General features: G+C 49.3%; 22 protein-coding genes. 14 read left to right on the forward strand and 8 right to left on the reverse strand.

The features are described from left to right. Positions 1-73: 73 nt before the first annotated feature. On the reverse strand, positions 74-511 hold the full coding sequence (locus IAQ59_RS02240; RefSeq protein ID WP_245189384.1) for a hypothetical protein: 438 nt from the start codon (positions 509-511) through the stop codon (positions 74-76). A 121-nt stretch (positions 512-632) separates the two neighbouring features. On the opposite strand from IAQ59_RS02240, the gene IAQ59_RS02245 reads away from it, so the two are divergent. From IAQ59_RS02245 to IAQ59_RS02270, 6 genes are all read left to right on the forward strand, one after another. Next, positions 633-1,244, forward strand: coding sequence for a fumarylacetoacetate hydrolase family protein (locus IAQ59_RS02245; RefSeq protein WP_209329155.1), 612 nt, complete (start codon positions 633-635; stop codon positions 1,242-1,244). Beyond that, a complete protein-coding gene (locus IAQ59_RS02250; RefSeq protein WP_209329156.1) occupies positions 1,228-3,105 on the forward strand; it encodes a M23 family metallopeptidase in 1,878 nt (625 codons plus the stop codon). The genes IAQ59_RS02245 and IAQ59_RS02250 overlap by 17 nt, the downstream gene beginning before the upstream one ends. A 55-nt stretch (positions 3,106-3,160) precedes the next feature. Then, positions 3,161-3,610, forward strand: coding sequence for a thioredoxin-dependent thiol peroxidase (gene bcp / locus IAQ59_RS02255; protein ID WP_209329157.1), 450 nt, complete (start codon positions 3,161-3,163; stop codon positions 3,608-3,610). 9 nt (positions 3,611-3,619) lie between these two features. Next, on the forward strand, positions 3,620-4,471 hold the full coding sequence (locus tag IAQ59_RS02260) for a transketolase (RefSeq protein ID WP_209329158.1): 852 nt from the start codon (positions 3,620-3,622) through the stop codon (positions 4,469-4,471). Positions 4,472-4,516: 45 nt separating this feature from the next. Then, on the forward strand, positions 4,517-5,485 hold the full coding sequence (locus IAQ59_RS02265; protein ID WP_209329159.1) for a transketolase family protein: 969 nt from the start codon (positions 4,517-4,519) through the stop codon (positions 5,483-5,485). 172 nt (positions 5,486-5,657) lie between these two features. Further along, entirely contained in the window at positions 5,658-6,614 is a 957-nt protein-coding gene (locus IAQ59_RS02270) for a DUF6807 family protein (RefSeq protein WP_245189385.1), read from the forward strand. Here the strand turns inward: IAQ59_RS02270 and IAQ59_RS02275 are convergent. Beyond that, positions 6,596-7,210, reverse strand: coding sequence for an alpha-ketoglutarate-dependent dioxygenase AlkB family protein (locus tag IAQ59_RS02275; protein ID WP_209329160.1), 615 nt, complete (start codon positions 7,208-7,210; stop codon positions 6,596-6,598). The genes IAQ59_RS02270 and IAQ59_RS02275 overlap by 19 nt on opposite strands. Before the next feature lie 111 nt (positions 7,211-7,321). Here IAQ59_RS02275 and IAQ59_RS02280 point away from each other — a divergent pair, with 111 nt between their 5' ends. From IAQ59_RS02280 to IAQ59_RS02300, 5 genes are all read left to right on the forward strand, one after another. Next, positions 7,322-8,041 (forward strand): acyl-[acyl-carrier-protein] thioesterase, encoded by a 720-nt coding sequence (locus tag IAQ59_RS02280; protein WP_209329161.1) that lies wholly within the window; start codon positions 7,322-7,324, stop codon positions 8,039-8,041. A 331-nt stretch (positions 8,042-8,372) separates the two neighbouring features. Beyond that, complete coding sequence (locus IAQ59_RS02285) at positions 8,373-10,013, forward strand: acetolactate synthase large subunit (RefSeq protein ID WP_209329162.1); 1,641 nt, start codon at positions 8,373-8,375, stop codon at positions 10,011-10,013. Continuing rightward, positions 10,010-11,407, forward strand: a complete 1,398-nt coding sequence (locus tag IAQ59_RS02290; protein ID WP_209329163.1) for an aldehyde dehydrogenase family protein — start codon at positions 10,010-10,012, stop codon at positions 11,405-11,407. The genes IAQ59_RS02285 and IAQ59_RS02290 overlap by 4 nt, the downstream gene beginning before the upstream one ends. 108 nt (positions 11,408-11,515) lie before the next feature. Beyond that, complete coding sequence (locus tag IAQ59_RS02295) at positions 11,516-12,529, forward strand: DUF3667 domain-containing protein (RefSeq protein WP_209329164.1); 1,014 nt, start codon at positions 11,516-11,518, stop codon at positions 12,527-12,529. A 193-nt stretch (positions 12,530-12,722) separates the two neighbouring features. After that, positions 12,723-13,334: a Uma2 family endonuclease gene (locus IAQ59_RS02300; protein ID WP_209329165.1), complete on the forward strand. Its 612-nt coding sequence runs from the start codon at positions 12,723-12,725 to the stop codon at positions 13,332-13,334. Positions 13,335-13,386: 52 nt separating this feature from the next. Here the strand turns inward: IAQ59_RS02300 and IAQ59_RS02305 are convergent, their stop codons facing one another. The 4 genes from IAQ59_RS02305 to IAQ59_RS02320 all read right to left on the reverse strand — a co-directional run bounded on the left by IAQ59_RS02305 (position 13,387) and on the right by IAQ59_RS02320 (position 16,516). Then, entirely contained in the window at positions 13,387-13,995 is a 609-nt protein-coding gene (locus IAQ59_RS02305; RefSeq protein WP_209329166.1) for a Uma2 family endonuclease, read from the reverse strand. Between the two features lie 18 nt (positions 13,996-14,013). Then, the gene (locus IAQ59_RS02310; protein ID WP_209329167.1) at positions 14,014-15,060 is read right to left on the reverse strand and encodes a ThuA domain-containing protein; all 1,047 of its coding nucleotides are present in this window, start codon (positions 15,058-15,060) and stop codon (positions 14,014-14,016) included. 23 nt (positions 15,061-15,083) lie between these two features. Continuing rightward, positions 15,084-15,692 (reverse strand): Uma2 family endonuclease, encoded by a 609-nt coding sequence (locus IAQ59_RS02315; protein ID WP_209329168.1) that lies wholly within the window; start codon positions 15,690-15,692, stop codon positions 15,084-15,086. 212 nt (positions 15,693-15,904) lie between these two features. After that, complete coding sequence (locus IAQ59_RS02320) at positions 15,905-16,516, reverse strand: Uma2 family endonuclease (protein ID WP_209329169.1); 612 nt, start codon at positions 16,514-16,516, stop codon at positions 15,905-15,907. 204 nt (positions 16,517-16,720) lie between these two features. On the opposite strand from IAQ59_RS02320, the gene IAQ59_RS02325 reads away from it, so the two are divergent. Genes IAQ59_RS02325 through creD form a run of 3 tightly spaced genes read left to right on the forward strand, consistent with a single transcriptional unit; the run spans position 16,721 to position 19,005 of the window. Continuing rightward, positions 16,721-17,338, forward strand: a complete 618-nt coding sequence (locus tag IAQ59_RS02325; protein WP_209329170.1) for a hypothetical protein — start codon at positions 16,721-16,723, stop codon at positions 17,336-17,338. Then, positions 17,335-17,625: a winged helix-turn-helix domain-containing protein gene (locus tag IAQ59_RS02330; RefSeq protein ID WP_209329171.1), complete on the forward strand. Its 291-nt coding sequence runs from the start codon at positions 17,335-17,337 to the stop codon at positions 17,623-17,625. The genes IAQ59_RS02325 and IAQ59_RS02330 overlap by 4 nt, the downstream gene beginning before the upstream one ends. Before the next feature lie 51 nt (positions 17,626-17,676). Continuing rightward, positions 17,677-19,005 (forward strand): cell envelope integrity protein CreD, encoded by a 1,329-nt coding sequence (creD, locus tag IAQ59_RS02335; RefSeq protein WP_209329172.1) that lies wholly within the window; start codon positions 17,677-17,679, stop codon positions 19,003-19,005. Positions 19,006-19,116: 111 nt separating this feature from the next. Here the strand turns inward: creD and IAQ59_RS02340 are convergent, their stop codons facing one another. Beyond that, positions 19,117-20,436 (reverse strand): Gfo/Idh/MocA family protein, encoded by a 1,320-nt coding sequence (locus IAQ59_RS02340; RefSeq protein WP_209329173.1) that lies wholly within the window; start codon positions 20,434-20,436, stop codon positions 19,117-19,119. A gap of 85 nt (positions 20,437-20,521) precedes the next feature. Beyond that, complete coding sequence (locus tag IAQ59_RS02345) at positions 20,522-21,325, reverse strand: PhzF family phenazine biosynthesis protein (RefSeq protein WP_209329174.1); 804 nt, start codon at positions 21,323-21,325, stop codon at positions 20,522-20,524. Positions 21,326-21,449 lie beyond the last annotated feature (124 nt).

The following is a 21,449-nucleotide window of genomic DNA, read 5'->3' on the forward strand; positions in this document are numbered from 1 at the left end:
GCTTTTTTTACCTCAATAGATAAACTTCTGTACCTCAGCAGGGATTTTGAGCTCAAAAAATCCCTGACCTCCCCTACACCGGTTCATTTTTACGGAAAAAATCCCGCACAAAGGCCAATAACTGATTTGGGGTCATCTTATCGCTGTTTTCTATGGCAACCCAAGCAGACCGAAAAGCCTTGTTTTCCTTAAGTCGGTTTCTAAGCTGCTCCTTGGCCTTGCCGGGACCGAAAATAAACACTTCCTTGTACCGAACCAGTTCCTGCTCCAACTGCTTTAGGTATTCTGTGGTCTCCTGCTGCTCGGTTTGGTGCTTGCGATACTCGTTATTGGATGTATGCTCGTGATTGGGCGTAAAGCGGGTGGTGTCATTGCCCTCTCCCTCTTCCCGCCGTCCCTTAGCCAGCGGTGAAGTGATGCGCTCCATTTCCCAAGCCTCTCCACCTGCATATCCAATCAAAATGGCTTGTCCATAATCTACCCATACTCCCAGTTGCGCTGCTTTTTCCATGGTCATCTTTTTTGTTTTATCGTAATCGGCATACCCAAGATACAGACTTTATCCATAAATGTAAAATCCCTTTTTAAATCCGGGCCTATTCGGTTTATTTGTAGCCAAACAACCCGTTTCCATGAAGATTATCGCCATCGGCAGAAACTATGCCGCCCACATAGAAGAACTTAACAACGAACGGCCGTCCGAACCGGTTGTGTTTATGAAACCGGATACGGCCCTGCTCAAAAACGGCGCACCGTTTTACCACCCGGAGTTTTCCGAAGACATCCACCACGAGGTCGAACTGGTACTGAAAATCAACCGGGAAGGAAAATATATTAAAAAGGAATTTGCACACAAGTACTACGATGAAATCGGATTGGGCATTGACTTTACGGCCCGGGATCTACAGCAGAAATGTAAGCAAAAAGGCCTACCCTGGGAGATCGCCAAGGCCTTCAACGGCTCCGCACCCATTGGAGACTTCCTGCCGGTGAGTGAGTTTCCAGACCAATCCAATATCAATTTTCACCTGAATATCAACGGCGAAACCCGCCAGAAAGGCAACACCTCCCTCCTACTGTTTGACTTTGGCGTGATCATCGAATACGTATCCCAGTTCTTTACCCTCAAAACAGGCGACCTCATATTTACGGGCACACCTGCCGGCGTGGGCAAGGTGGCCGTCGGGGATCACCTGGAAGGATTTATTGAAGGGAAAAAGATGTTGGATGTCGAAGTTAAGTAACCAAAACCTCTGGGCCTTGCTCCTTGGTATATTGACACAGGTATCCCTATATGCTCAGGTGCAGCAGGGTTATTTTACCTTTCCGATCAAGCCCGGGGAACGAAATTTTCTGGCCGGCACCATGGGGGAAATCCGCCCCAACCACTTCCACAGCGGCATAGACATCAAAACAGAAGGCAGGCAGGGTCTGCCCGTATTTGCTGCGGCAGACGGATACGTATACCGCATGAAAATCTCCTCCTTTGGGTATGGCAATGTGCTTTACGTCAAACATCCCAGTGGTAATACCACCGTGTATGCCCACCTGCGGGAGTTTGCGCCATCCATCGCAGACTATATGCGGGAGAGGATGTATGCTGAACGAAAAAACGAGCTGGAATACTTCCCGGAAGCACGGGAAATTCCGGTAAAAAAAGGCGAAATAATCGCCTATTCCGGCAATACAGGCTCCTCCATGGGGCCACACCTGCACTTTGAGATACGGGACTCCCTGGACAGGGCGTTGAATCCCCTTCATTTCGGGTTTAGCGAAATCATCGACCGCACCCCCCCTTTTGCGCAAAGGATTGCAATCACCCCCCTAGACCAACACAGCCGGGTACAGGGCATCTATGCCCGCAAAGAGTTTCCGCTCATACAAGCAGGAGAGGCCTTTTACCTGGTCTCTCCCGTTTCGGTCAGCGGCAAGGTAGGCATAGAAGTACTGGCCTACGATCAACTCGACGACATGTATAACCGTAACGGTTTTCCCACCTATGAGGTATTTGAGGCAGAACGCCGCATCTTTCGCAGCACGGTCAACCCCATCGACTTCTCCATAGGGCGATACATTCTTTCCCATACCTATCGAAACCAGTACACCCGTCTGTACAAGCTCCCAAACAACCGGTTTCCCTTCTACGAGCCGGACAGTGCCTGGGCCGGGGCGATACAGGTAACGCCTCATCAGGAGCGGGAATTTCGCATCAATATGCGCGACACCTACGAAAACGTACGAACGCTGCACCTGACCCTGACGGGTGAGGCAGCTTTAGAGAGGCTACACGTACCCAACACCACATCGGGTACCACATCCATTGCCTATGAAGGTAACCTATTGCTTGTTCACGACAATGCAAAAGTAGCTGGTGATTTTGCCACTTTCCACGTTAACGGCTATCAAATGGAGATGCCCTACGCATACCGCGATGCCAACAAACGGACCTATATCTGGGACATGTCCTTGGGCAGGCCCGACTCGGTGGCTCTCTGCTCCCATACCGTGTACCCGCAGGTAAACGCCTTGGTGAAGGTAGACACGGAAACGTTGTATGCCGATGATTATTGCGAAATCATTTTTGACGAAAAATCCCTGCTCGATGATCTTTACCTGCGGGTAAACCATCTTCGGGATGATACCGTTCCGGGCATCGTGATCAATGACCCCAGAGAATATCTGAGAGAGCCCATACGTATAACGTTCTCTCCGAAGGCCTACAGAGGAGATCGATCTCATACCCAAGTATATCTGCGCCATGAAAACGGCCGCCTAAGCTTTCAGGGAGGACAGTGGGAAGGTGACAAAATGCGGTTTACCACCCGTAGTTTAGGCACCTTTGTGCTGGCTACGGACTCCGTGCCTCCCCTCATTCAGCCCATGCGGGTAAGCGCTTCAGAGATACGCTTTACCATCCGTGACGGAATGTCCGGCATACGGGACTTTGAGGCTTATGTGGACGGGGAATGGGTCTTGATGCGCTACGAACACAAACAATCCATGATCTGGTCAGAAAAAAAATCCAACGAACCCTTTAACGGAGAAGTATTGGTAAAAGTACGGGACATGGCAAATAACGAGGCCATTTATAGGGGAAAAATTTAATTTATTGCGATATTTATGGCCCTAACCGAAACGACAAACCTAAACCTATAAAAATATGGCAATAGAAGTAGGTCAACAAGCACCGGATTTTGAAACAAAAGACCAAAATGGAAATACGGTCCGGCTCAGTGATTTCAAAGGCAAAAAGGTAATCCTCTATTTTTACCCCAAAGACAATACCCCCGGCTGTACCGCACAGGCCTGCGATCTTCGCGATAACTACGAGGCGCTTCAAAAAGCCGGCTATGTGGTACTTGGCGTAAGCTCCGACTCGGAAAATTCCCATCAAAAATTTATCCAAAAATACGAACTTCCCTTCTCGCTACTGGCCGATGAAGACAAGTCTGTGCACGAAAAATACGGTACCTGGGTAGAAAAATCCATGTATGGACGAACCTACATGGGAACAGCCAGGACGACCTTCGTGATTGACGAAAATGGAAACATCGCTCAGATCATCGACAAAGTAAAAACCAAAGAACACACCAATCAAATAATCAATTAATTCCTATTCATGGAAAAGCTTTCAACTGAACAATTAGAAAACATCTGTTCACAGGTGCGCAGGGATATCCTGCGTATGGTACACGGGGTAAATTCCGGGCACCCCGGGGCCTCGTTGGGCTGCACGGAATTTTTCGTAGCCCTGTATTTCCATCAGATGGAACACAATAACGACTTTCAGATGGACGGGGTGGGTGAAGACCTGTTCTTTCTATCAAATGGCCACATCTCACCGGTTTGGTATAGCGTGCTGGCTCGGTCCGGGTACTTTTCTACTGAAGAACTCGCTACCTTCCGAAAAATCAACAGTAGATTACAGGGACACCCTGCTACCCACGAGCATCTACCGGGCATTCGAATTGCCTCCGGTTCCTTGGGGCAAGGTTTGTCCGTCGCTATAGGCGCTGCGCTATCGAAAAAACTGAACGGTGATAACCACACCGTATATGCCCTCATGGGTGATGGCGAACAGCAGGAAGGTCAGGTTTGGGAAGCCGCCATGGCCGCCCCCCACCACGAAGTGGACAACCTGATCGCCACCATCGACCTGAACCGTCAACAAATAGACGGCCCCACGGAAAAAATCATGAACCTGCTGGATCTAAAAGCCAAGTGGGAAGCATTCGGCTGGCAGGTCATCGAAACCAAAGAAGGTAACAACATGGCAGCCGTCCTTGCCGGACTGGAAAAGGCGAAAAGCCTCCTGGGTAACGGCAAACCTGTCCTGAATCTGCTGCATACCGAAATGGGCTATGGTGTGGACTTCATGGTGGGAACCCACAAGTGGCACGGCGTAGCTCCCAACGACGAGCAGTTGGCGTCGGCATTGGGTCAATTGGAAGAAACCCTGGGAGATTACTAAGCAGATCAGCCACTCACTTGAAGGGCTGACAAAAAGAAACAGATCATGGAAAAGACATTGGATTTAAAATTCACATATACTGAAAAGAAAGACACCCGATCCGGTTTTGGAGACGGTTTTTTGGAAGTGGGGCGTAAAAACCCGAACGTGGTAGGCCTGTGTGCCGACCTTATCGGCTCGTTAAAGATGGGAGCTTTTCAAAAGGAGTTCCCAGACAGGTTCTTTCAGGTGGGCATTGCTGAAGCGAACATGATGGGTATAGCCGCGGGAATGACCATCGGCGGCAAAATCCCCTACACCGGCACCTTTGCCAACTTCTCCACCGGAAGAGTGTACGATCAGATACGGCAATCCATCGCGTATTCGGATAAAAACGTCAAGATATGCGCCTCCCATGCAGGCCTTACGCTTGGTGAAGACGGTGCTACCCACCAAATATTAGAGGACGTGGGCATGATGAAAATGCTACCCCACATGACCGTCATCAATCCCTGTGATTACAATCAGACCAAGGCTGCGACCATCGCCATTGCAGACCACGAAGGCCCCGTTTATCTCCGTTTTGGACGTCCCAGCTGGCCTATTTTCACACCGGCCGACCAAAAGTTTGAAATCGGCAAAGCCTGGAAAATGATCGACGGAAAAGACGTAACCATCTTCGCTACCGGGCACCTGGTATGGGAGGCTGTGGTAGCAGAAGCCATGCTAAGAGAAGAAGGCATATCCGCCGAAGTGATCAACATCCACACGATCAAGCCGCTCGACACCGAAGCGATCTTGGAATCCGTAGCAAAAACGGGCTGCGCGGTCTCCGCAGAAGAACATCAGTATAACGGAGGTTTGGGAGACAGCATTGCCCAGACGCTAAGCCGAAATCAACCCGCTCCCTTGGAATTCATCGGCGTGGATGACTCCTTTGGCGAGTCCGGCACCCCTACCGAGTTGTTGGAAAAATACGGTCTGAATGCCGCCAACATCGTGAAGGCTGCCAAAAAGGCCATCGCACGAAAATAACCTACAAAGGCTCAATCCCTTGGATCGATCTAGATCCAAGGGATTTTTTTTGACTGAGAGAACAATTTTTTGCTGAATTTCCTGTTAATTTAATGGAATAAAGAAGCCTAACTCAAACTTAAACCGTCTGATTACCCAAGGGCTCTGCACGGCCTATACCAAACCGACACCAATGATTCCGAACCTCCACCGTTATTGCGCCGGCAAACTTACCTGGTTGCTCTTCCTGCTTACCTCCACTCCTGCCTTTACCCAACAGTTGAATTGGAATTCCAATGCCCAGGGATTTGAGTTGACCGAAAACGGTAAAACCCGATTTTTCTATCAAACCGCCATCAAGGCCAAAGACGGGAAATACCCGCGAGCCAATTACATCCACCCCCTTTATGATTTAAATGGAGAAGTAATCACCGAAGATTTTCCAGACGACCACCTGCATCACCGGGGGATTTTTTGGACCTGGCACCAGCTTTACGTAGACGGTAAGCGGGTGGCAGATCCTTGGATCAGTGAAGGCATCACTTGGGACGTGCAGCAGGTGACACCACAGTATATCGATTCGGATCGAGCAGCGTTGGAAGCGGTCATCACATGGAACGTGGCCGGCAAGGATGTGGTGGAGGAATTGCTGAACCTGCATTACGAGCGCGTAGATCCGGAACTGTATAAACTGACCATCGACGTCCAACTCAAGCCGCTTGCCAAAAATGTGCAAATAGGTGGCTCCGAAGACCCAAAGGGATATGGCGGTTTCTCTCCAAGAATAAAACTGAGCGAGACCACCGGATTTTACGACCAACATGGTGTGGTGGTTCCGAATGAACTCCCTGTGGCAGCAGGCCCGTGGATTAATATTACCCAAGGGGGGCCGGAAGACCCCGGTGTGGTGATTATCGGGGAGCCTGATAAACTGCCCTCCTACCAAGGATGGATCTTGCGTAAGAAGAACAGCATGCAGAATATGGCCTTTCCGGGAAGGGAACCCCTCGCCCTGCCCAACAAGGAACCTTATCTTCACTTCAGAAACCAATTGCTGGTCCATCAGGGACTCCAAACGGCTGAGATTGAGCTCTTCTATCAAGACTTTTTGCGCACAGATAAGCGCTCCGGTCAAGCCTTCGTGGATTGAATCACCCGAAAGGTCAGGTTGATGCGCGGGAGGGATACGCGTTTTGCTTTAGGAAGCTGATGCTCCCAATAGCGCTGGCTTTCACCCTTCATTAGCAAAAGACTGCCGGATGCAAGCATCAGGTCTATCTTAATGGATTTATTTTCGTAGTATCGAAATTGAAACCTGCGTTCAGCACCTAGACTGACCGAGGCAATAATCGGCGTACTGCCCAGAACTTTTTCGTTATCCCGGTGCCAGCCCATGCTATCGGCACCATTCCGATAATAATTGAGCAGCACATGGGTAAAGGTCGTTTGTGCCAGGGTATCCAGCCGCTTTTTCAGCTGCGCTAACAGCTCAGTGAAGGGCAAGGATTGCATCGTAATGCCGGAATAGCCATAGGGTATGGAAGGGTCCCCGTACAGTGCGGTCAATCTAGGCTGCATGACCCGCCTGCCAAACATCCAAATTTCCTCCTGATTCCAATGAATATTCGATTTTAGCGCCAAAAAAAACCGATTACTTTCCTCCTTTGTCAAAAAGGAAGGATCATAATAAGCTTCGCCCCGATAGGGAAGCAAATTTTGAAGTACATGGGGAGTTATGCTATTCATAGGCATGTTGGGATAACACATGTAAGCCCATCCGAGTTTAAAAAAACGAGATTTCCCCCTGCTTACGATACCTTCCTTGCCATTCTATCCCTATTTTTGCAAAAAAGTATCATGCCTTCCTCCCGGATTTTCCATTTTGAAAAAACATTTGAGATTCTTTCTTTTCAAGTAGACCCCCGTGGAAAGCTCCGATGGAGCGCACTCGGTGACCTATTTCAGGAAGTAGCCTGGCAACATGCAGACAGCGGGAATTTCGGCCAAAAGCTGTTTGACATGGGCTACCATTGGGTATTGTCCCGCCTCCACATGGACGTGCAGCAGTTGCCCCATTGGGGAGACATCATTCAACTAAAAACGGCTTCTAGAGGTATTGAGGGACTATTTGCCCTGAGGGAGTTTGAAATGACGGACTCCTCCGGTGCGGTTTTGGCGTGCGGCATGTCCTCTTGGCTTCTGTTGGATAGCCAAAGCAAGCGACCAAAAAGACCCAATCAGTTTCTTCCAGCGGATCTATTTCCCGAAGTCGCCAAGGGAACCCTTCTCCCTGCCAAACTGCCTACGCCCAGCGAAACCTCCAATCCGAAAATTTTTACCGTACAACCCTCTGATCTGGACATGAACAACCACGTGAACAACGTCACCTATATCCGATGGATCGAAGACTATTGCCTAAGCAACAGCCTGCCCTACGGGAAGCTGGAGATCAATTTTTTGGCCGAGGCCGTTTTGCATCAGGATGTGGAAGTAACTGCCCATAATTCCGAAGCGGGATCGATCCTGGTTGGTAAGGTAACTAATACTCCCATTTTTTTGGCCCGAACCAGCGGATAAATCGGGCTTTAACCTCCGTTCTACAGACCTTTAACCAACGGTAAACAGAAAATACCGACCAAGTTGGCAATGTTTACCCTGGAATAGGGAGAGATTAGTATACATTTTGCTATTTTTAAGAGAAGGACAAAACTACCATTGCCTTTTTTGAATAAAAATACGCCGTCCTAGCGGTGTAAAACCTACCTGACGGTTTGGAACCGTCAGGCAGGTGAACCTTTAAAAATCAATTATAGACACATGAAATCGAGCACGACGCAAGCGACACACAGAGGGACGACTGTAATTCGTGCGAGATTCCATCTGACCATTAAGAATCAATTATAGACAGATGAAAGCATCCGACCTATTTATCAAAGCCCTGGAGAACGAGGGAGTGGAATACATTTTTGGTGTACCGGGAGAAGAAAACCTTGACTTTCTGGAATCGCTGAGTAATTCAACCATCAAGTTAATCGTCACCCGCCACGAGCAAGGTGCCGGTTTTATGGCAGCCACCTATGGACGGCTCACCGGCAAACCCGGCGTATGCCTATCCACCCTCGGCCCCGGAGCCACCAATTTGGTCACCCCCGCCGCCTACGCCCAGCTAGGGGCTATGCCCATGATGATGATAACCGGACAGAAGCCCATTAAAAAAAGTAAACAGGCCCGCTTTCAGATCATCGACGTGGTGGACATGATGCGCCCACTGACCAAGTACACCAAGCAGATCGTCAACAGTAACGTCATCGCATCGCAAATCAGGGAAGCATTTCGCCTAGCCACTGAGGAACGTCCGGGAGCGGTCCATTTGGAATTTCCAGAGGACATTGCCCAGGAGGATTGCACGGAAGAGCTCTTTGATGTGGTAGATTATATCATGCCCAAAGCAGACAGCAAAGCCATCGATGCAGCGGTCAAGATGATCGAGGAGGCCAAAAACCCCCTCCTCCTCATAGGGGCGGGTGCCAATCGCAAAATTACCTGCCAGGCCTTGGCTCGCTTCGTAGACGAGACCGGCATCTACTTTTTTACCACTCAAATGGGCAAGGGAGTCATCGATGAACGCCACAAGAGGTACCTAGGCACTGCCGCTCTTTCCAGCAATGACTTTGTGCATGCCGCCATAGACGAGGCGGATTTGATCATCAATGTGGGACACGATGTGATCGAGAAGCCACCCTTTTTCATGAAAAAAGGTGGAAAAAAGGTCATTCACGTAAATTTTGCACCAGCCGAGGTGGATCCGGTATATTTCCCTCAGCTGAATGTAGTGGGCGATATTACCAGTTCGGTCAACCTTCTGGCCGATGAGCTTAAACCCCAGTCTCATTGGGATTTTTCCTTTTATGCCAAAGTGCGCGAAGAGGTACGTGGCCACTTAAGCACCTACTTTAAGGATGAGCGCTTCCCCATGCTTCCACAGCGATTGGTACATATTTTACGGGAAAATCTGGGCGACAAAGATGTAATCACACTTGATAATGGCATCTATAAAATCTGGTTTGCCCGCAACTACACTTGCTATCAACCCAATACCCTCTTGCTGGACAATGCATTGGCCTCCATGGGTGCCGGACTGCCCTCAGCGATGACCGTAAACCTGCTCTATCCCGACAGAAAAGTGGTGGCTGTCTGTGGAGATGGGGGCTTCATGATGAACTCCCAGGAACTGGAAACGGCCGTGCGGCTAAAACTAAATCTGACGGTAATCATCCTCAACGACTCGGCCTACGGCATGATTAAGTGGAAGCAGCAAGATATGGGCTTCCGCGATTTTGGCCTGGACTACCAAAACCCCAACTTTGTGAAGTACGCCGAAAGCTACGGTGCACATGGATATAGGCCGGAAAGCGACGCCGATTTCATTCAAATCCTGAACCAATCCCTGCAAAGCGATGGCGTCCACGTCATCGATTTACCGGTGGACTATTCGCTAAACCACCCCATTTTGAACGTAAAATTGAAGCAAAAAACATCAGAACTATGAGCAATATGTTAAAAGTAACCTCCCCCTATGACCATCACCTCATCCGGGAACTCCCGATGATCGATGGCCGGGAGTTGGAAGCTACCATTCACACCGCCTATACCTTATTTACAGATACCTCCTCTTGGATTCCCGCCCACAGGCGGATAGCCCTACTCGAAAAAGTACGTGAAATCATGGAATCACGCGTGGAGGAACTTACCAAACTAGCCGCTGAAGAAGGCGGCAAGCCCTATCAGGATTCCAAAGTGGAAGTCCTGCGGGCCATAAATGGGGTGAAGATAGCCACCGAAGAAATCGCCCAACTAGCTGGAAAACAGATCCCTATGGGCCTGACGGAGGCATCTTCAAATCGTATCGCCTTTACCATGCGGGAACCCATTGGCGTGGTGGCATCCATTTCCGCTTTTAACCACCCCCTTAACCTGATCGTCCATCAGACTATTACGGCATTTGCGGCAGGATGTCCGGTGATTGTCAAACCCGCGGGAACTACCCCTCTTTCCTGCCTAGCCCTAATGGAAATCCTGGACGAAGCCGGCATTCCCGAAGGCTGGGTCCAATCCATCATTTGCGATAATGAGCTTGCCGAAAAACTCGCCACCGACAAACGGATCAACTACCTTTCCTTTATCGGATCCGCAAAGGTCGGCTGGTACCTAAAGTCGAAATTGGCTCCGGGCACGCGCTGTGCACTGGAGCACGGAGGTGCCGCCCCGGTTATTGTTGAAGACGATGTGGAGGTAGAAGCCATCGTGCCTCCACTGGTGAAAGGAGGGTTCTATCACGCGGGTCAGGTCTGCGTGTCTGTTCAGAAAGTGTTTGTTCAGGAATCTCTCGCGAAGAGCGTGGCGGAGAAAATGGCAGAACACGCCCAAAAGCTAAAGGTAGGAGATCCCCTCGACAAGGATACGGAAGTGGGACCGCTAATCAAGACTTCCGAAGTAGACCGCGTAAATGAATGGGTTAACGAAGCCGTGTCCAAAGGGGCCGAATTACTTTGCGGGGGCAAAAAAATCGGAGACACCTGCTACGAACCTACCGTCCTGTTCAACCCGCCCCACGATGCCCACGTATCCACAGAGGAAATATTTGGACCTGTGGTATGCGTCTACTCTTACAAGGATCGCGAGGAAGCCATCCGCTTGGCCAACAGCCTGGATTACCACTTTCAAGCTGCGGTATTTACGAAAGATATCGATATTGCCATGGATACCGTTCGAAAACTAAACGCAACCGCGGTCATGGTCAACGACCACACCGCTTTCCGCGTGGATTGGATGCCCTTTGGGGGCCGGGATGCCTCTGGGGAAGGCCTGGGCGGCATACCCTATTCCATGCATGAGATGACGAGGGACAAGCTTATGGTGATCAAAAGTAAGCTGTTGCCTTAGAGCAAACCCGTTCTTCCCGGCCATTACCTATGGCCGGGAATTTTTTAGCCTTGCATAAATGGAAAAAGAACCACATTTCTTTAGATTAGCGGACGAATATCCGGCACTTTGGAAAATCAACGCAAATCCGACCATTGCCCCAATTGTGGGTGTAACCTGCCCAATCAGGAGAATTTCTGTCCGGCGTGTGGGCAAGAAAACAAGGACCATAAAGTCCCCTTCTTCGTCTTCCTAAAAGACTTCTTTGAAAGTACCCTCGCCTTGGAAAGCACTTTTTTCAGGACATTGATCCCATTCTTTACCAATCCTGGACACCTCACCCGAGCCTTTGTGAGCGGTAAACGAAAAAAATACACCCACCCAATCAAACTTTACCTGATCTGTTCACTGCTCTATTTTTTTGTGATCGGACAGTTGATTCCATCCGACCTAATCGACCGGATACTCATTGGCGGTACAAACGAGTTGGAAATGGAACGCACGCCATCGGTTGAAATCATTGATCAGACAGAGGCAGATCCAACCCAAACTCTCACACGGGAAAACCAAGTAGAATCACAGGCTGAGGTGAACCTAGCCGTGCCAAGTCAGCGATCTTGGAAAACCCTCAAATTCCTTTCGTTAGATCCAGCGGTAAGCGACGAAGCTTTTCAGCATGCGCTTGATAGTGCAGGCATCTCTCTTGGGCTTCAGTTAGCTACGGAAACCAAACGGAAATTTATCGCAAACAGCAACCTCTTTATTGCGAAATCTGCACAAAACCTTCCGATCATGATGTTTTTGCTCCTGCCGTTTTTTGCGCTGTTGATGAAACTCTTGTTCTTTCGGGGAAACAGCTACTACGTAGAACACCTTATTCACGGCCTTCACCTGCATGCCTTCGCGTATGTAGTGTATGGCTTTATGATTTCGCTGGCATTACTCCTTAACCCCACGGGCAGCGGCTTTTACCTTTATCCGTTCCTACTTGTGAGCCTCTATGCCTTTATATCCATCTGGAGAATTCAACGGCAACCGTTTTTCAGGACATTATTAAAATTTTTACTCTTGGGCGCTGTTTATTTTTTAGTACTGTTTATAGCAGTATTGGTGGAGCTCTATAGCTCGATTTGGCTGTTATAAGCGCAAAACCATCCTGCTATCTCAGATCTACAAGAAATCGAGCACGACGCAAGCGACAGACACTGGGATGCCCCGATAGCTATCGGGGCAAACATGCGAGATTCCATCTGACCACTAAAAAACAAATTATAAACAGATGAAAAAAACACTATTAAATCCAAAAAATTTTACCGGGGATTGATTAACTTTAATTGTGGAAAACGAAAAAACCAAAGCCATTGTTAAGGAACCCGATCTGAGTTACGGGCATTATTCCTACGCCGACTACCTGGCTTGGGAAATGGAAGAGGTGGTGGAGTTGATAAAAGGTAAAATATTCAAACGTGCCGCAGCAGCTCCAAGTCGCATCCATCAAAGGCTCGCAGGGGATCTATATACCGAGCTAAACCTGTTCCTAAAAGGCAAACGATGCCAAGCTTATATAGCTCCTTTTGATGTGCGGCTACCGGTCAAGTCCACCAAAAACGAAAAAATCCATACGGTCGTACAACCCGACATATGTGTCGTGTGCGACCTCGAAAAGCTCGACGACAGGGGTTGCCTCGGTGCCCCTGATCTGGTGATAGAAGTTCTTTCCCCCGGAAATAAGCAGCTGGAACTACAACACAAATACGAAGTGTATGAGGAATCCGGCGTGAAAGAGTATTGGCTGATGGATGCGCTGGGACAGACCCTCTTGATTTACACGCTGGTCGGAGGGCGGTATCAAAGTTCCCGATTGATGACTTCCGGAGATACGGCTAAGTCTACGGCAGTAGTAGGCTTCGAACTGGACCTAACAACATTTTTTGCTGATATCAAATAAACGCGTAGCAACCTAAATGACGACTCGTTGCAACTATCTCAGCAATAAGACACTATTCAATATCCCCAAAAAACTCCTCTAAATCCAGCTTAAACCCAGGGAGTACACTTGACTCCACCAAGTCCCCGGAAGTGAGCAGCCTAGAAGGCACGTAGCGGCCATTTTCCAGGCTGTAAATCAAAAGGTCCTGCGTTTCCGCATGGATTATCCAATATTCCCGAACCCCATGCGACTCGTAGAGCTCGTACTTGTGCTTCAGCTCCGTTTTGCTATTGCTTGGAGACAGGATCTCTACAATCAGGTCGGGGGCCCCGATACAGCCCCGTTCATCCAGTTTTGCGGGATCGCATATCACGCAGATATCCGGCTGCACCACGTTGAAAATGTGCTTGTCTTCTTTGGAAGTTTTTGGAAATCGGACATCAAAAGGGGCGCCGTATACTTGGCAGTGTTTTCCGTCCAGAAAAACATAAAGCCTTGTCAGTAGTTTTGCAGAAATCCGCTGATGAATACGCTTAGGCGCAGCGGCCGCTTTTTTAAACACCTTCCCCTTTATCAGTTCTACGACGTCATCCATCTGCCAGGTAAGGTAGTCGGCATAGGAATAATGGCCGTACGTTAGATCCGGTTCGTTGACTACTTGTTTATTTTTATCGTCCATAGAAAGGGCTTCGCAGTTTCAAGGTCGCTTCGGATTCAGTTCAAAAGGTCGGCTGGTAGATTTGTCGGCGCTAGGAAAATCAGCAGGTACGGGAATGGTAACCTCCCCTGTCGCGGCCCATTCGGCTCCCCGTACGAAAGAGACGATAAACCCTACGCTTTCGATGGAATAGTCATCGTGGCCCAACGTCGTGTGAAAAATTCTGCCTTTGTCATAATCAATCACCATTAGCATGGGCTCGTGCCGATCGGTAGGCGCATTGCCCGAAATATCCTTCCCGGTAGCCAAAATGGTCATATTCTCGGCCGGCCCCCGCAATTTGGCGTAGCATTCGTCCTTGGTGGTCAGCCACACTTCCGGCATTCCGCGGGTAATGGGATGGTCTTTTTCGCGTACGGTAATGGGAAAACTATGACTGGGCCCATGGGCCCCACTGCTTCCGGGGGAACTATCACGTATCAGTTCCACTTCATTGGTGTAATACACGTAGGGCCCATCCTTCTCGGTACGGTCTCCCCAGCCACCCAAACCGATCATCCTATTGTATTCCAGCCAATCGGGAAATGAATTGTCAGCTGCATGTACGGAAACAAAGCCTCCACCGTCGGCAATGTATTTCTCAAATGCTTTCTGGGTAATCTCCGGCCAATTTGCCGCCTTCCAGCCAAAATTTGAAATCACTACATCGTATTTCTCGAAGGCAGGGGAAAAATCCGGATCCGATTGGGGGTTCTCCAAATCGGTGGTCTCGCCAACTCCCGCCAAGGGCAGGTAATCGGCTTCCCTCTTGGCATTCCAGGTATACCGGGTTCTATGGATGTCAACTTCAAAAAGTCCGGTTTCCTCCAGGTACTGCTTCATCATGATGGTAGATTTGGGCCATACCTCGTGGTTGTTTTGCCCATCCACAATCAATGCCTTAATCAGATCGGTACGCTTAGGTACATTTTGCCCAGCATTTGCGTCGGATACGGATTGGTTTTCCTGACGATCTGTATTAGTGCCTTTGCACCCACTGAATCCCAATGAAACCAATACGAGTAAAATGATGGAAATTCTATTCATTTTTTTGCTTTTAAGATCCCCTATTACTTGATATCGCCAAAAAACTCCTCCAAATCCAACTTAAAACCGGGAAGCACAGCGGACTCCACCACATCCCCGAAAGTAAGCAGCCGGGAAGGCACGTATCGTCCTTCTACCAAGGTGTAGATGAGTAAATCCTGCGTTTCCGCATGGATAATCCAGTATTCCCCTACCCCATTCGACTCGTAGAGCTCGTACTTGTGTTTCAGTTCCGTTTCGCTATTGCTTGGAGACAGTATCTCTACAATCAGGTCGGGGGCCCCGATACAGCCCCGGTCATCCAGTTTCGCGGGATCGCATATCACGCAGATATCCGGCTGCACCACGTCGAATATTTGCTTATCTTCGTTGGATGCCTTTGGAAATCGGACATCAAAAGGGGCATCGTACACCTGACAGAGCGCTCCTTCCAGAAAATTATAGAGTTTGGCAGCTAATTTAATTGAAATCCGCTGATGAATCCTTCGGGGTGCTGCTGCAGCCTTTTTAAAAATTCTCCCGTTGATTAGCTCGACCACTTCCTCCATATTCCAAGTGAGGTAGTCGGCATAGGAATAATGGCCGTACGCCATATCCGGTTCGTTGACGATTTCGGGCTTTTGATCATCCATAGGATAAATATACTGATTTTGTTTCCGTTAATAAAGTCAAAAAACAGTCTAAACTACTCAGATTTAGCCACAAACTAAACATCCAGCTAAATGGCACCCCTTCCCTGATTGCTACGTTGCTCCAAAAAGCATTTCGTTTATACCAACCATTGGTCAGAAAAGCGTTCAGTGGCTAACCAAAGACAAATACCTTTATTTCCAACGGACGTCTGTTAGTTGATATGCGAAAAAAACTCCTCCAAATCCAGCTGAAACCCAGTAAGCACACGTGATTCTACCACATCCCCGGAAGTAAATAGCCTAGAAGGCACGTAGCGGCCATTTTCCAGCGTGTAAATTAGCAGGTCATGGGTTTCTGCGTGAATAATCCAATATTCCCGAACCCCATGCGATTCGTAAAGCTCGTACTTGTGTTTCAGTTCTGTTTTGCTATTGCCTGGAGAAAGAATCTCTACGATCAGGTCCGGTGCCCCTAGGCAGCCCCGGTCATCCAGCTTGGCGGGATCGCATATCACGCAGATATCCGGCTGTACCACGTCGAAAATTTGCTTATCTTCTTTGGATGCCTTTGGAAATCGAACATCAAACGGAGCGGAATATACTTGACACTTCTCTTTTCCTTTCAGAAAAACACCCAACCGTAAAAAAAACTCTCCCGATACCTTTTGGTGAATCCTTCTGGGTGCTGCTGCGGCCTTTTTAAAAATTCTACCCTTGATCAGCTCGACCACCTCGTCCATATTCCAAGAGAGGTAGTCGGCATAGGAATAGGTTCCATATGCCAAATCCGGCTCTTGAACGGCATCTTCTTCATTCCTTTCCATGTATCAAATATACCCATTTTGATTCCCAATTCCCAGCTAAACATCCGCAAAACCAACTTCTTAAGCAGTCGAAGAAAATTACCAACACCCATGAGACTCCCATGACAAAAAGGGGTGATTCCAATTTCTTAAAATCGGTTAATTTTTTCCACTTCATCACAAACTTATGGAAATTCCACTAACTTTGTATTTCAAAGTACTTTTATGAAACAAAACAACTACCTGGAGGACATTCGGCAGATCCGTTCGTTGATGGAGAAATCCTCCAAATTTCTATCCTTGAGTGGTATCTCCGGTGTCATTGCCGGAATCGTCGCCCTTACCGGTACCTGGATAGCTGCCCGATTTTTATTCGATCAGGACTCCTTTTCCTTTGTACCTTCCTCCTCTACCGAACCCACAAATATGCTTGGGCTGATCGGCTTGGGCCTGAGCATGTTCGTGCTGGCACTGGCAGCAGCGGTTTGGTTGGCCAATCGGAAGGGACGGAAAAAAGGACTCCCGATTTGGAATGTACAAATCAGGGAGATGCTTCTATCCCTGTTTATCCCACTTGGTGCCGGCGGCTTATTGATGCTGTTTTTTGTGGTAAAAGGGCACCTCGCAATGGTCCTGCCTCTCTCATTGATCTTTTACGGACTCGGGCTGGTAAATGCCAGCAAGTTTACGTTTACCGATCTGCATACCCTCGGCTTATTGCAAGTGCTACTGGGACTGGGGACATTGATCTTTCCTTCCTATGCACTTTGGATCTGGGCGTTGGGATTTGGCATCCTTCACATCCTTTATGGCATCATCATGCACAAAAAATACGGCTCGTGAAAAGGTTGCTGCAAGGATTTGACAAGGCCTTTGAAAACAAAATCCGCCTTGGAGTCATGGCCATCCTAATGGTCAACGATGAGGTAGATTTCAATACACTTAAAGAACTGTTGCATGCGACAGATGGCAACCTAGCCAGCCACCTGAAACAACTGGAAAAAAACGACTATGTGTCTTTTACCAAGACCTTTCAAGATCGAAAACCACTGACGCAGTACCGGGCAACAGACGCAGGCCGAAAGGCATTTCAACGGCATCTGACCGCCCTGGAGTCTCTTCTGAAGTAAAAACATTTATCTAATAACTTTGTATTTCAAAGTACTTTAAAATCAAACAACATGGAAACCATTCAGGTAAAAACATCCTTCTTCTCCCGTTTTTCGGTGATGATCAAGCTTATGGTAATCGGCGTTCTCGGACTGGCACTACTGATCCCCACTGTCTTTATCCAGGAAATCATTCACGAGCGGCAGCGCTACAGCGAAGAGGTCATGCAGGAAATCTACAGTCAGTGTGCCAATCGGCAGATACTCTCCGGTCCGGTTTGGTCCATACCGGTTTCATCTACTGCGGCGGAACTTGCCGCGGAAAAAGTCGTCGCCAAAAAGTATTTACACCTGGCGCCTAAAAGCCTGAACATCAAAGGTACCGTAGAACCCCAAACCCTCAAGCGGGGCATATACGAAGCCGCCGTATACAGCTCCCAATGGGAGCTGAAGGGTGTGATTCCCGTGCCGGAACTGGCGGGCGGCGGGCGCTCCTTTTTAGAAGGCCTGCACCCATTCCTCTCATTCGGGATCAGTGACCTTAGGGGTATTGAAGACCCTGTAGTGGTTCAGGTGGCCGGCAAAACCTACGAGGTACATCCAGGTTCCATGGTGGCCGAACTACATGAAAGCGGCTTTCATGTGGAGCTAAACCAACGGGATAGTTCACAGAAAAAAGAAATCCCCTTCACCATTACCTTTCGCCTACGGGGCAGTGAAGGCATCGGTATCCTGCCGCTTGGCGCTACTACGGCTGTAACCATCCAATCCACCTGGAAGGACCCCAAATTTACCGGCAACTTTCTGCCAATATCCCGTGAGATTGGAGAGGAAGGATTTGAAGCAAACTGGCAAATAGCTGAACTGAACCGAAATCTGCCCAAATCCTGGATCAATGGAGAACTCCAGGTAGCCCCTGCCGACACCCAGTTTGGCGTGGACTTTCTCAGCCCCATCGACCATTACCGAAAGGCCATCCGCTCGGCCAAGTACGCCATCCTCACCATTGGTCTGACCTTTCTCATGCTCTTTTTAGTGGAAACAGTCGGCAACAAGCCCATCCATCCAATCCAATACGGCATGGTAGGCTTTGCCATTTGCCTGTTTTACCTGCTGTTGGTTTCTATTTCAGAGCATACCGCTTTCAATACCGCCTTCCTGATCGCAGCACTTTCGGTCATACTGACCATCACGATTTACTCCATTACGCTGTTTAAAAGTACGCTACTTTCAACCGTTTTGGGCACCGTATTGGCACTGAGTTATGGATTTGTGTTCCTGACGCTACAGTCACAGGACTATGCTCTGTTAATTGGAAGCTTAGGACTTTTAATTGCGCTGATCATTACCATGCTGCTTACCAAAAATGTAAACTGGTACTCCGTAGCCGATAAAACATAAAAACTGCGGGGAGCAGTTGAAAACAAAGTCTCGCACTGCTCCCCGATCCAATGCCTTAAGGTATGAACGTGTTCGATGGTATCGGGTGCTTACTTTTCAGGCCGTAAAAAACTACACGTCTGGCAGTTTCCATCCGTGGTGGTATTCGGGCACGATCATCCGGTTTGCAGCGGCGTTGGCCACAAATTGTTGCTGGGAGGCATTCCAACGTAGCGAACCGGAATCCGTCCTAGCCAGCACGTTACCGAAATGGGCGTATAGGGCAACGTTTCTACCGAGTTCCACCGAACAATTGGGCTTATTGCGACTGTGGATGCAGTCCAGGAAATTATTCACATGAAGTTCCATGTCACTTCGCCCGCTTCGCAACTTAAACGCATACGCTTGTTCAGTGCTTCCATCTTTTCCCTCCGGATACAGGGTCCAATCTTCCCGGTCCGCCACTACCGTGCCCCTGTCGCACACATACTCCACGCCGTAGGATTTTCCGTAGGGACCACGCTCTACACCTCCATTCTGCTGCCAGTAGATAAGAAAATCATCCAACTCATAGAGGGCAGACTGGGTGTCGTAGGTCTCCCGGTCGCGGTCCAGGCCACTGAGGTTTTTACCAAACCCGCTTACGTTGGTCGGCTCGGCCGTAATGTTCTTCGCCCACAAAGCCATATCCAGCAGATGCACTTCCCAGTCGGTCATCAACCCTCCCCCATAATCCCAAAAATGCCTCCAATTGCCGTGAAAACGGGATGCATTAAAGGAGCGCTCCGGTGCGGGGCCTAGCCACAGCCCAAAATCCACCCCCTCCGGTACGGAAGTGTCCGGTACCCTTGGGGCTCCGGCTCCGTAGGCAAAATTCGCCCAGCAGTTGACCCGACGGAGTTCACCCAGTTCCCCAGACCTCAGGTAATTCATCAGTCCGTTCCAAACGTCGCCACTGCGCTGTTGCTGACCTACCTGAACGACCCGACCATACCGCTCGGCAGCGGCGGCTATCAGATTGCATTCATGGATCGAATTGGCCAGTGGTTTTTCTACGTACACATCCATACCGGCTTCCATCGCATAAACTGCATGCAGGCAATGCCAGTGGTCCGGACTGCCAACCACCACGGCGTCCAACTCCCGGTTCTCCAGCATCTTTCGAAAATCCACATACAACTTGGGAGTTTGTCCCATGTCCTTCTTTAATTCTGCGGCACGACGCTGAAGGACTTCATTGTCCACATCACACATGGCTACACAGACCGCCCGACCGGTACGCAGGATCTCCCGCAGCACGTTGTAGCCTTTGTTACGGCAGCCGATTACGCCGACCCGAATCCGGTCGTTGGTGGGTCTCTCGGAACCGGCCCAAGCGACGGCACTGCTAGTTCCCAAGACCAGATACCCCAGTCCAGACGCCTTTAAAAATGATCTCCTTGAAACTCCCATCGTATTTTATTTTCATATAGCCGGCCTTCCATCCAGTAGCTGGTCTACCTATCCCGTAAACAGAGGCTATTCGGGCTATTCCCTTCTACAATTCCAATGTAAAAAAGCCTTCAAACATCTTTACAGCGTTTCCCTTTAGGAGCACCCGGTCGTCCATTTTGGAAAGCCCAAGGATCCCACCCCGGCTACTGGCCTGGAAGGCCGTAAAATGCTCCCACCCTGTTTTCCGGTGCCAATAATCTACCAGGGCACAGTGGGCAAAGCCGGTTACCGGATCTTCCGGAATCCCAAGGTTGGGTGCAAAGTACCGAGAAACCATGTCATACCCTCCTGTGGAAGCCGCCGTGACGATGACCCCCTCCTCGCTGTGGTGGGTAAGCTCTGACCATACCGGGGTCACATATTCCACGGCCTTGGGGCTTGCCAATTCCAACAGCCAGTTGCGGGCTAGTTTGGCCGACCCAATCACCTGCTGTCCGAAAAACATATCCGAAAAGTAGGGGTGTACCGCCTCCTGTGTAGGAATTAGCGGAAAATCCAAGGCGATCGCAAATCCTCCTACCTGCCAAGAAGCCTTTAAGGAACCACTTTTCGAGGAAAAAACAATTTCCTTCCCCTTGTCGGCGAGCTCTGCGGTATACAGCAAAAAGGCCGATGCCAGCGTGGCATGTCCGCATAAGTCCACCTCCTTCTCCGGCGTGAACCATCGAATGCGATAACTTTGTTCGTCAATGGTCTCCAGAAAAGCCGTTTCGCTAAGATTTACTTCGGCAGCAATACGCTGCATCCATTCCGGCGAAAGGGAACCTGGCAGCAAACAGATGCCGGCGGGGTTGCCACTAAATGGCTTATCGGTAAATGCGTCGACGGTAACGAGCGGAAGTTCCATGAGGTGTAGGTTTTTAACTGGTCAAGATCGCACTACTGCTTAGCGTAAGTTGGTGATTTTTTTACTGAATTCCTATGCTCATACGCGTTAAATTGAGGTGACCGTATTGCTTGAATGGCCTTCC

The sequence above is a fragment of the Lunatimonas salinarum genome, from assembly GCF_017811155.1.
Taxonomy (GTDB): Bacteria; Bacteroidota; Bacteroidia; order Cytophagales; family Cyclobacteriaceae; genus Lunatimonas; species Lunatimonas salinarum.

Bases quoted from the DNA above. Each gene is read 5' to 3' on its own strand.
- creD (WP_209329172.1), top strand. From the start codon at position 17,677: ATGGAAACCATTCAGGTAAAAACATCCTTCTTCTCCCGTTTTTCGGTG.
- IAQ59_RS02320 (WP_209329169.1), bottom strand. From the start codon at position 16,516: ATGGAAAGGAATGAAGAAGATGCCGTTCAAGAGCCGGATTTGGCATAT.
- IAQ59_RS02260 (WP_209329158.1), top strand. From the start codon at position 3,620: ATGGAAAAGCTTTCAACTGAACAATTAGAAAACATCTGTTCACAGGTG.
- IAQ59_RS02250 (WP_209329156.1), top strand. From the start codon at position 1,228: ATGTCGAAGTTAAGTAACCAAAACCTCTGGGCCTTGCTCCTTGGTATA.
- IAQ59_RS02240 (WP_245189384.1), bottom strand. From the start codon at position 511: ATGGAAAAAGCAGCGCAACTGGGAGTATGGGTAGATTATGGACAAGCC.
- IAQ59_RS02285 (WP_209329162.1), top strand. From the start codon at position 8,373: ATGAAAGCATCCGACCTATTTATCAAAGCCCTGGAGAACGAGGGAGTG.
- IAQ59_RS02305 (WP_209329166.1), bottom strand. From the start codon at position 13,995: ATGGACGATAAAAATAAACAAGTAGTCAACGAACCGGATCTAACGTAC.
- IAQ59_RS02340 (WP_209329173.1), bottom strand. From the start codon at position 20,436: ATGGGAGTTTCAAGGAGATCATTTTTAAAGGCGTCTGGACTGGGGTAT.
- IAQ59_RS02290 (WP_209329163.1), top strand. From the start codon at position 10,010: ATGAGCAATATGTTAAAAGTAACCTCCCCCTATGACCATCACCTCATC.
- IAQ59_RS02245 (WP_209329155.1), top strand. From the start codon at position 633: ATGAAGATTATCGCCATCGGCAGAAACTATGCCGCCCACATAGAAGAA.
- IAQ59_RS02310 (WP_209329167.1), bottom strand. From the start codon at position 15,060: ATGAATAGAATTTCCATCATTTTACTCGTATTGGTTTCATTGGGATTC.
- IAQ59_RS02270 (WP_245189385.1), top strand. From the start codon at position 5,658: ATGATTCCGAACCTCCACCGTTATTGCGCCGGCAAACTTACCTGGTTG.
- IAQ59_RS02275 (WP_209329160.1), bottom strand. From the start codon at position 7,210: ATGAATAGCATAACTCCCCATGTACTTCAAAATTTGCTTCCCTATCGG.
- IAQ59_RS02325 (WP_209329170.1), top strand. From the start codon at position 16,721: ATGAAACAAAACAACTACCTGGAGGACATTCGGCAGATCCGTTCGTTG.
- bcp (WP_209329157.1), top strand. From the start codon at position 3,161: ATGGCAATAGAAGTAGGTCAACAAGCACCGGATTTTGAAACAAAAGAC.
- IAQ59_RS02265 (WP_209329159.1), top strand. From the start codon at position 4,517: ATGGAAAAGACATTGGATTTAAAATTCACATATACTGAAAAGAAAGAC.
- IAQ59_RS02345 (WP_209329174.1), bottom strand. From the start codon at position 21,325: ATGGAACTTCCGCTCGTTACCGTCGACGCATTTACCGATAAGCCATTT.
- IAQ59_RS02280 (WP_209329161.1), top strand. From the start codon at position 7,322: ATGCCTTCCTCCCGGATTTTCCATTTTGAAAAAACATTTGAGATTCTT.
- IAQ59_RS02315 (WP_209329168.1), bottom strand. From the start codon at position 15,692: ATGGATGATCAAAAGCCCGAAATCGTCAACGAACCGGATATGGCGTAC.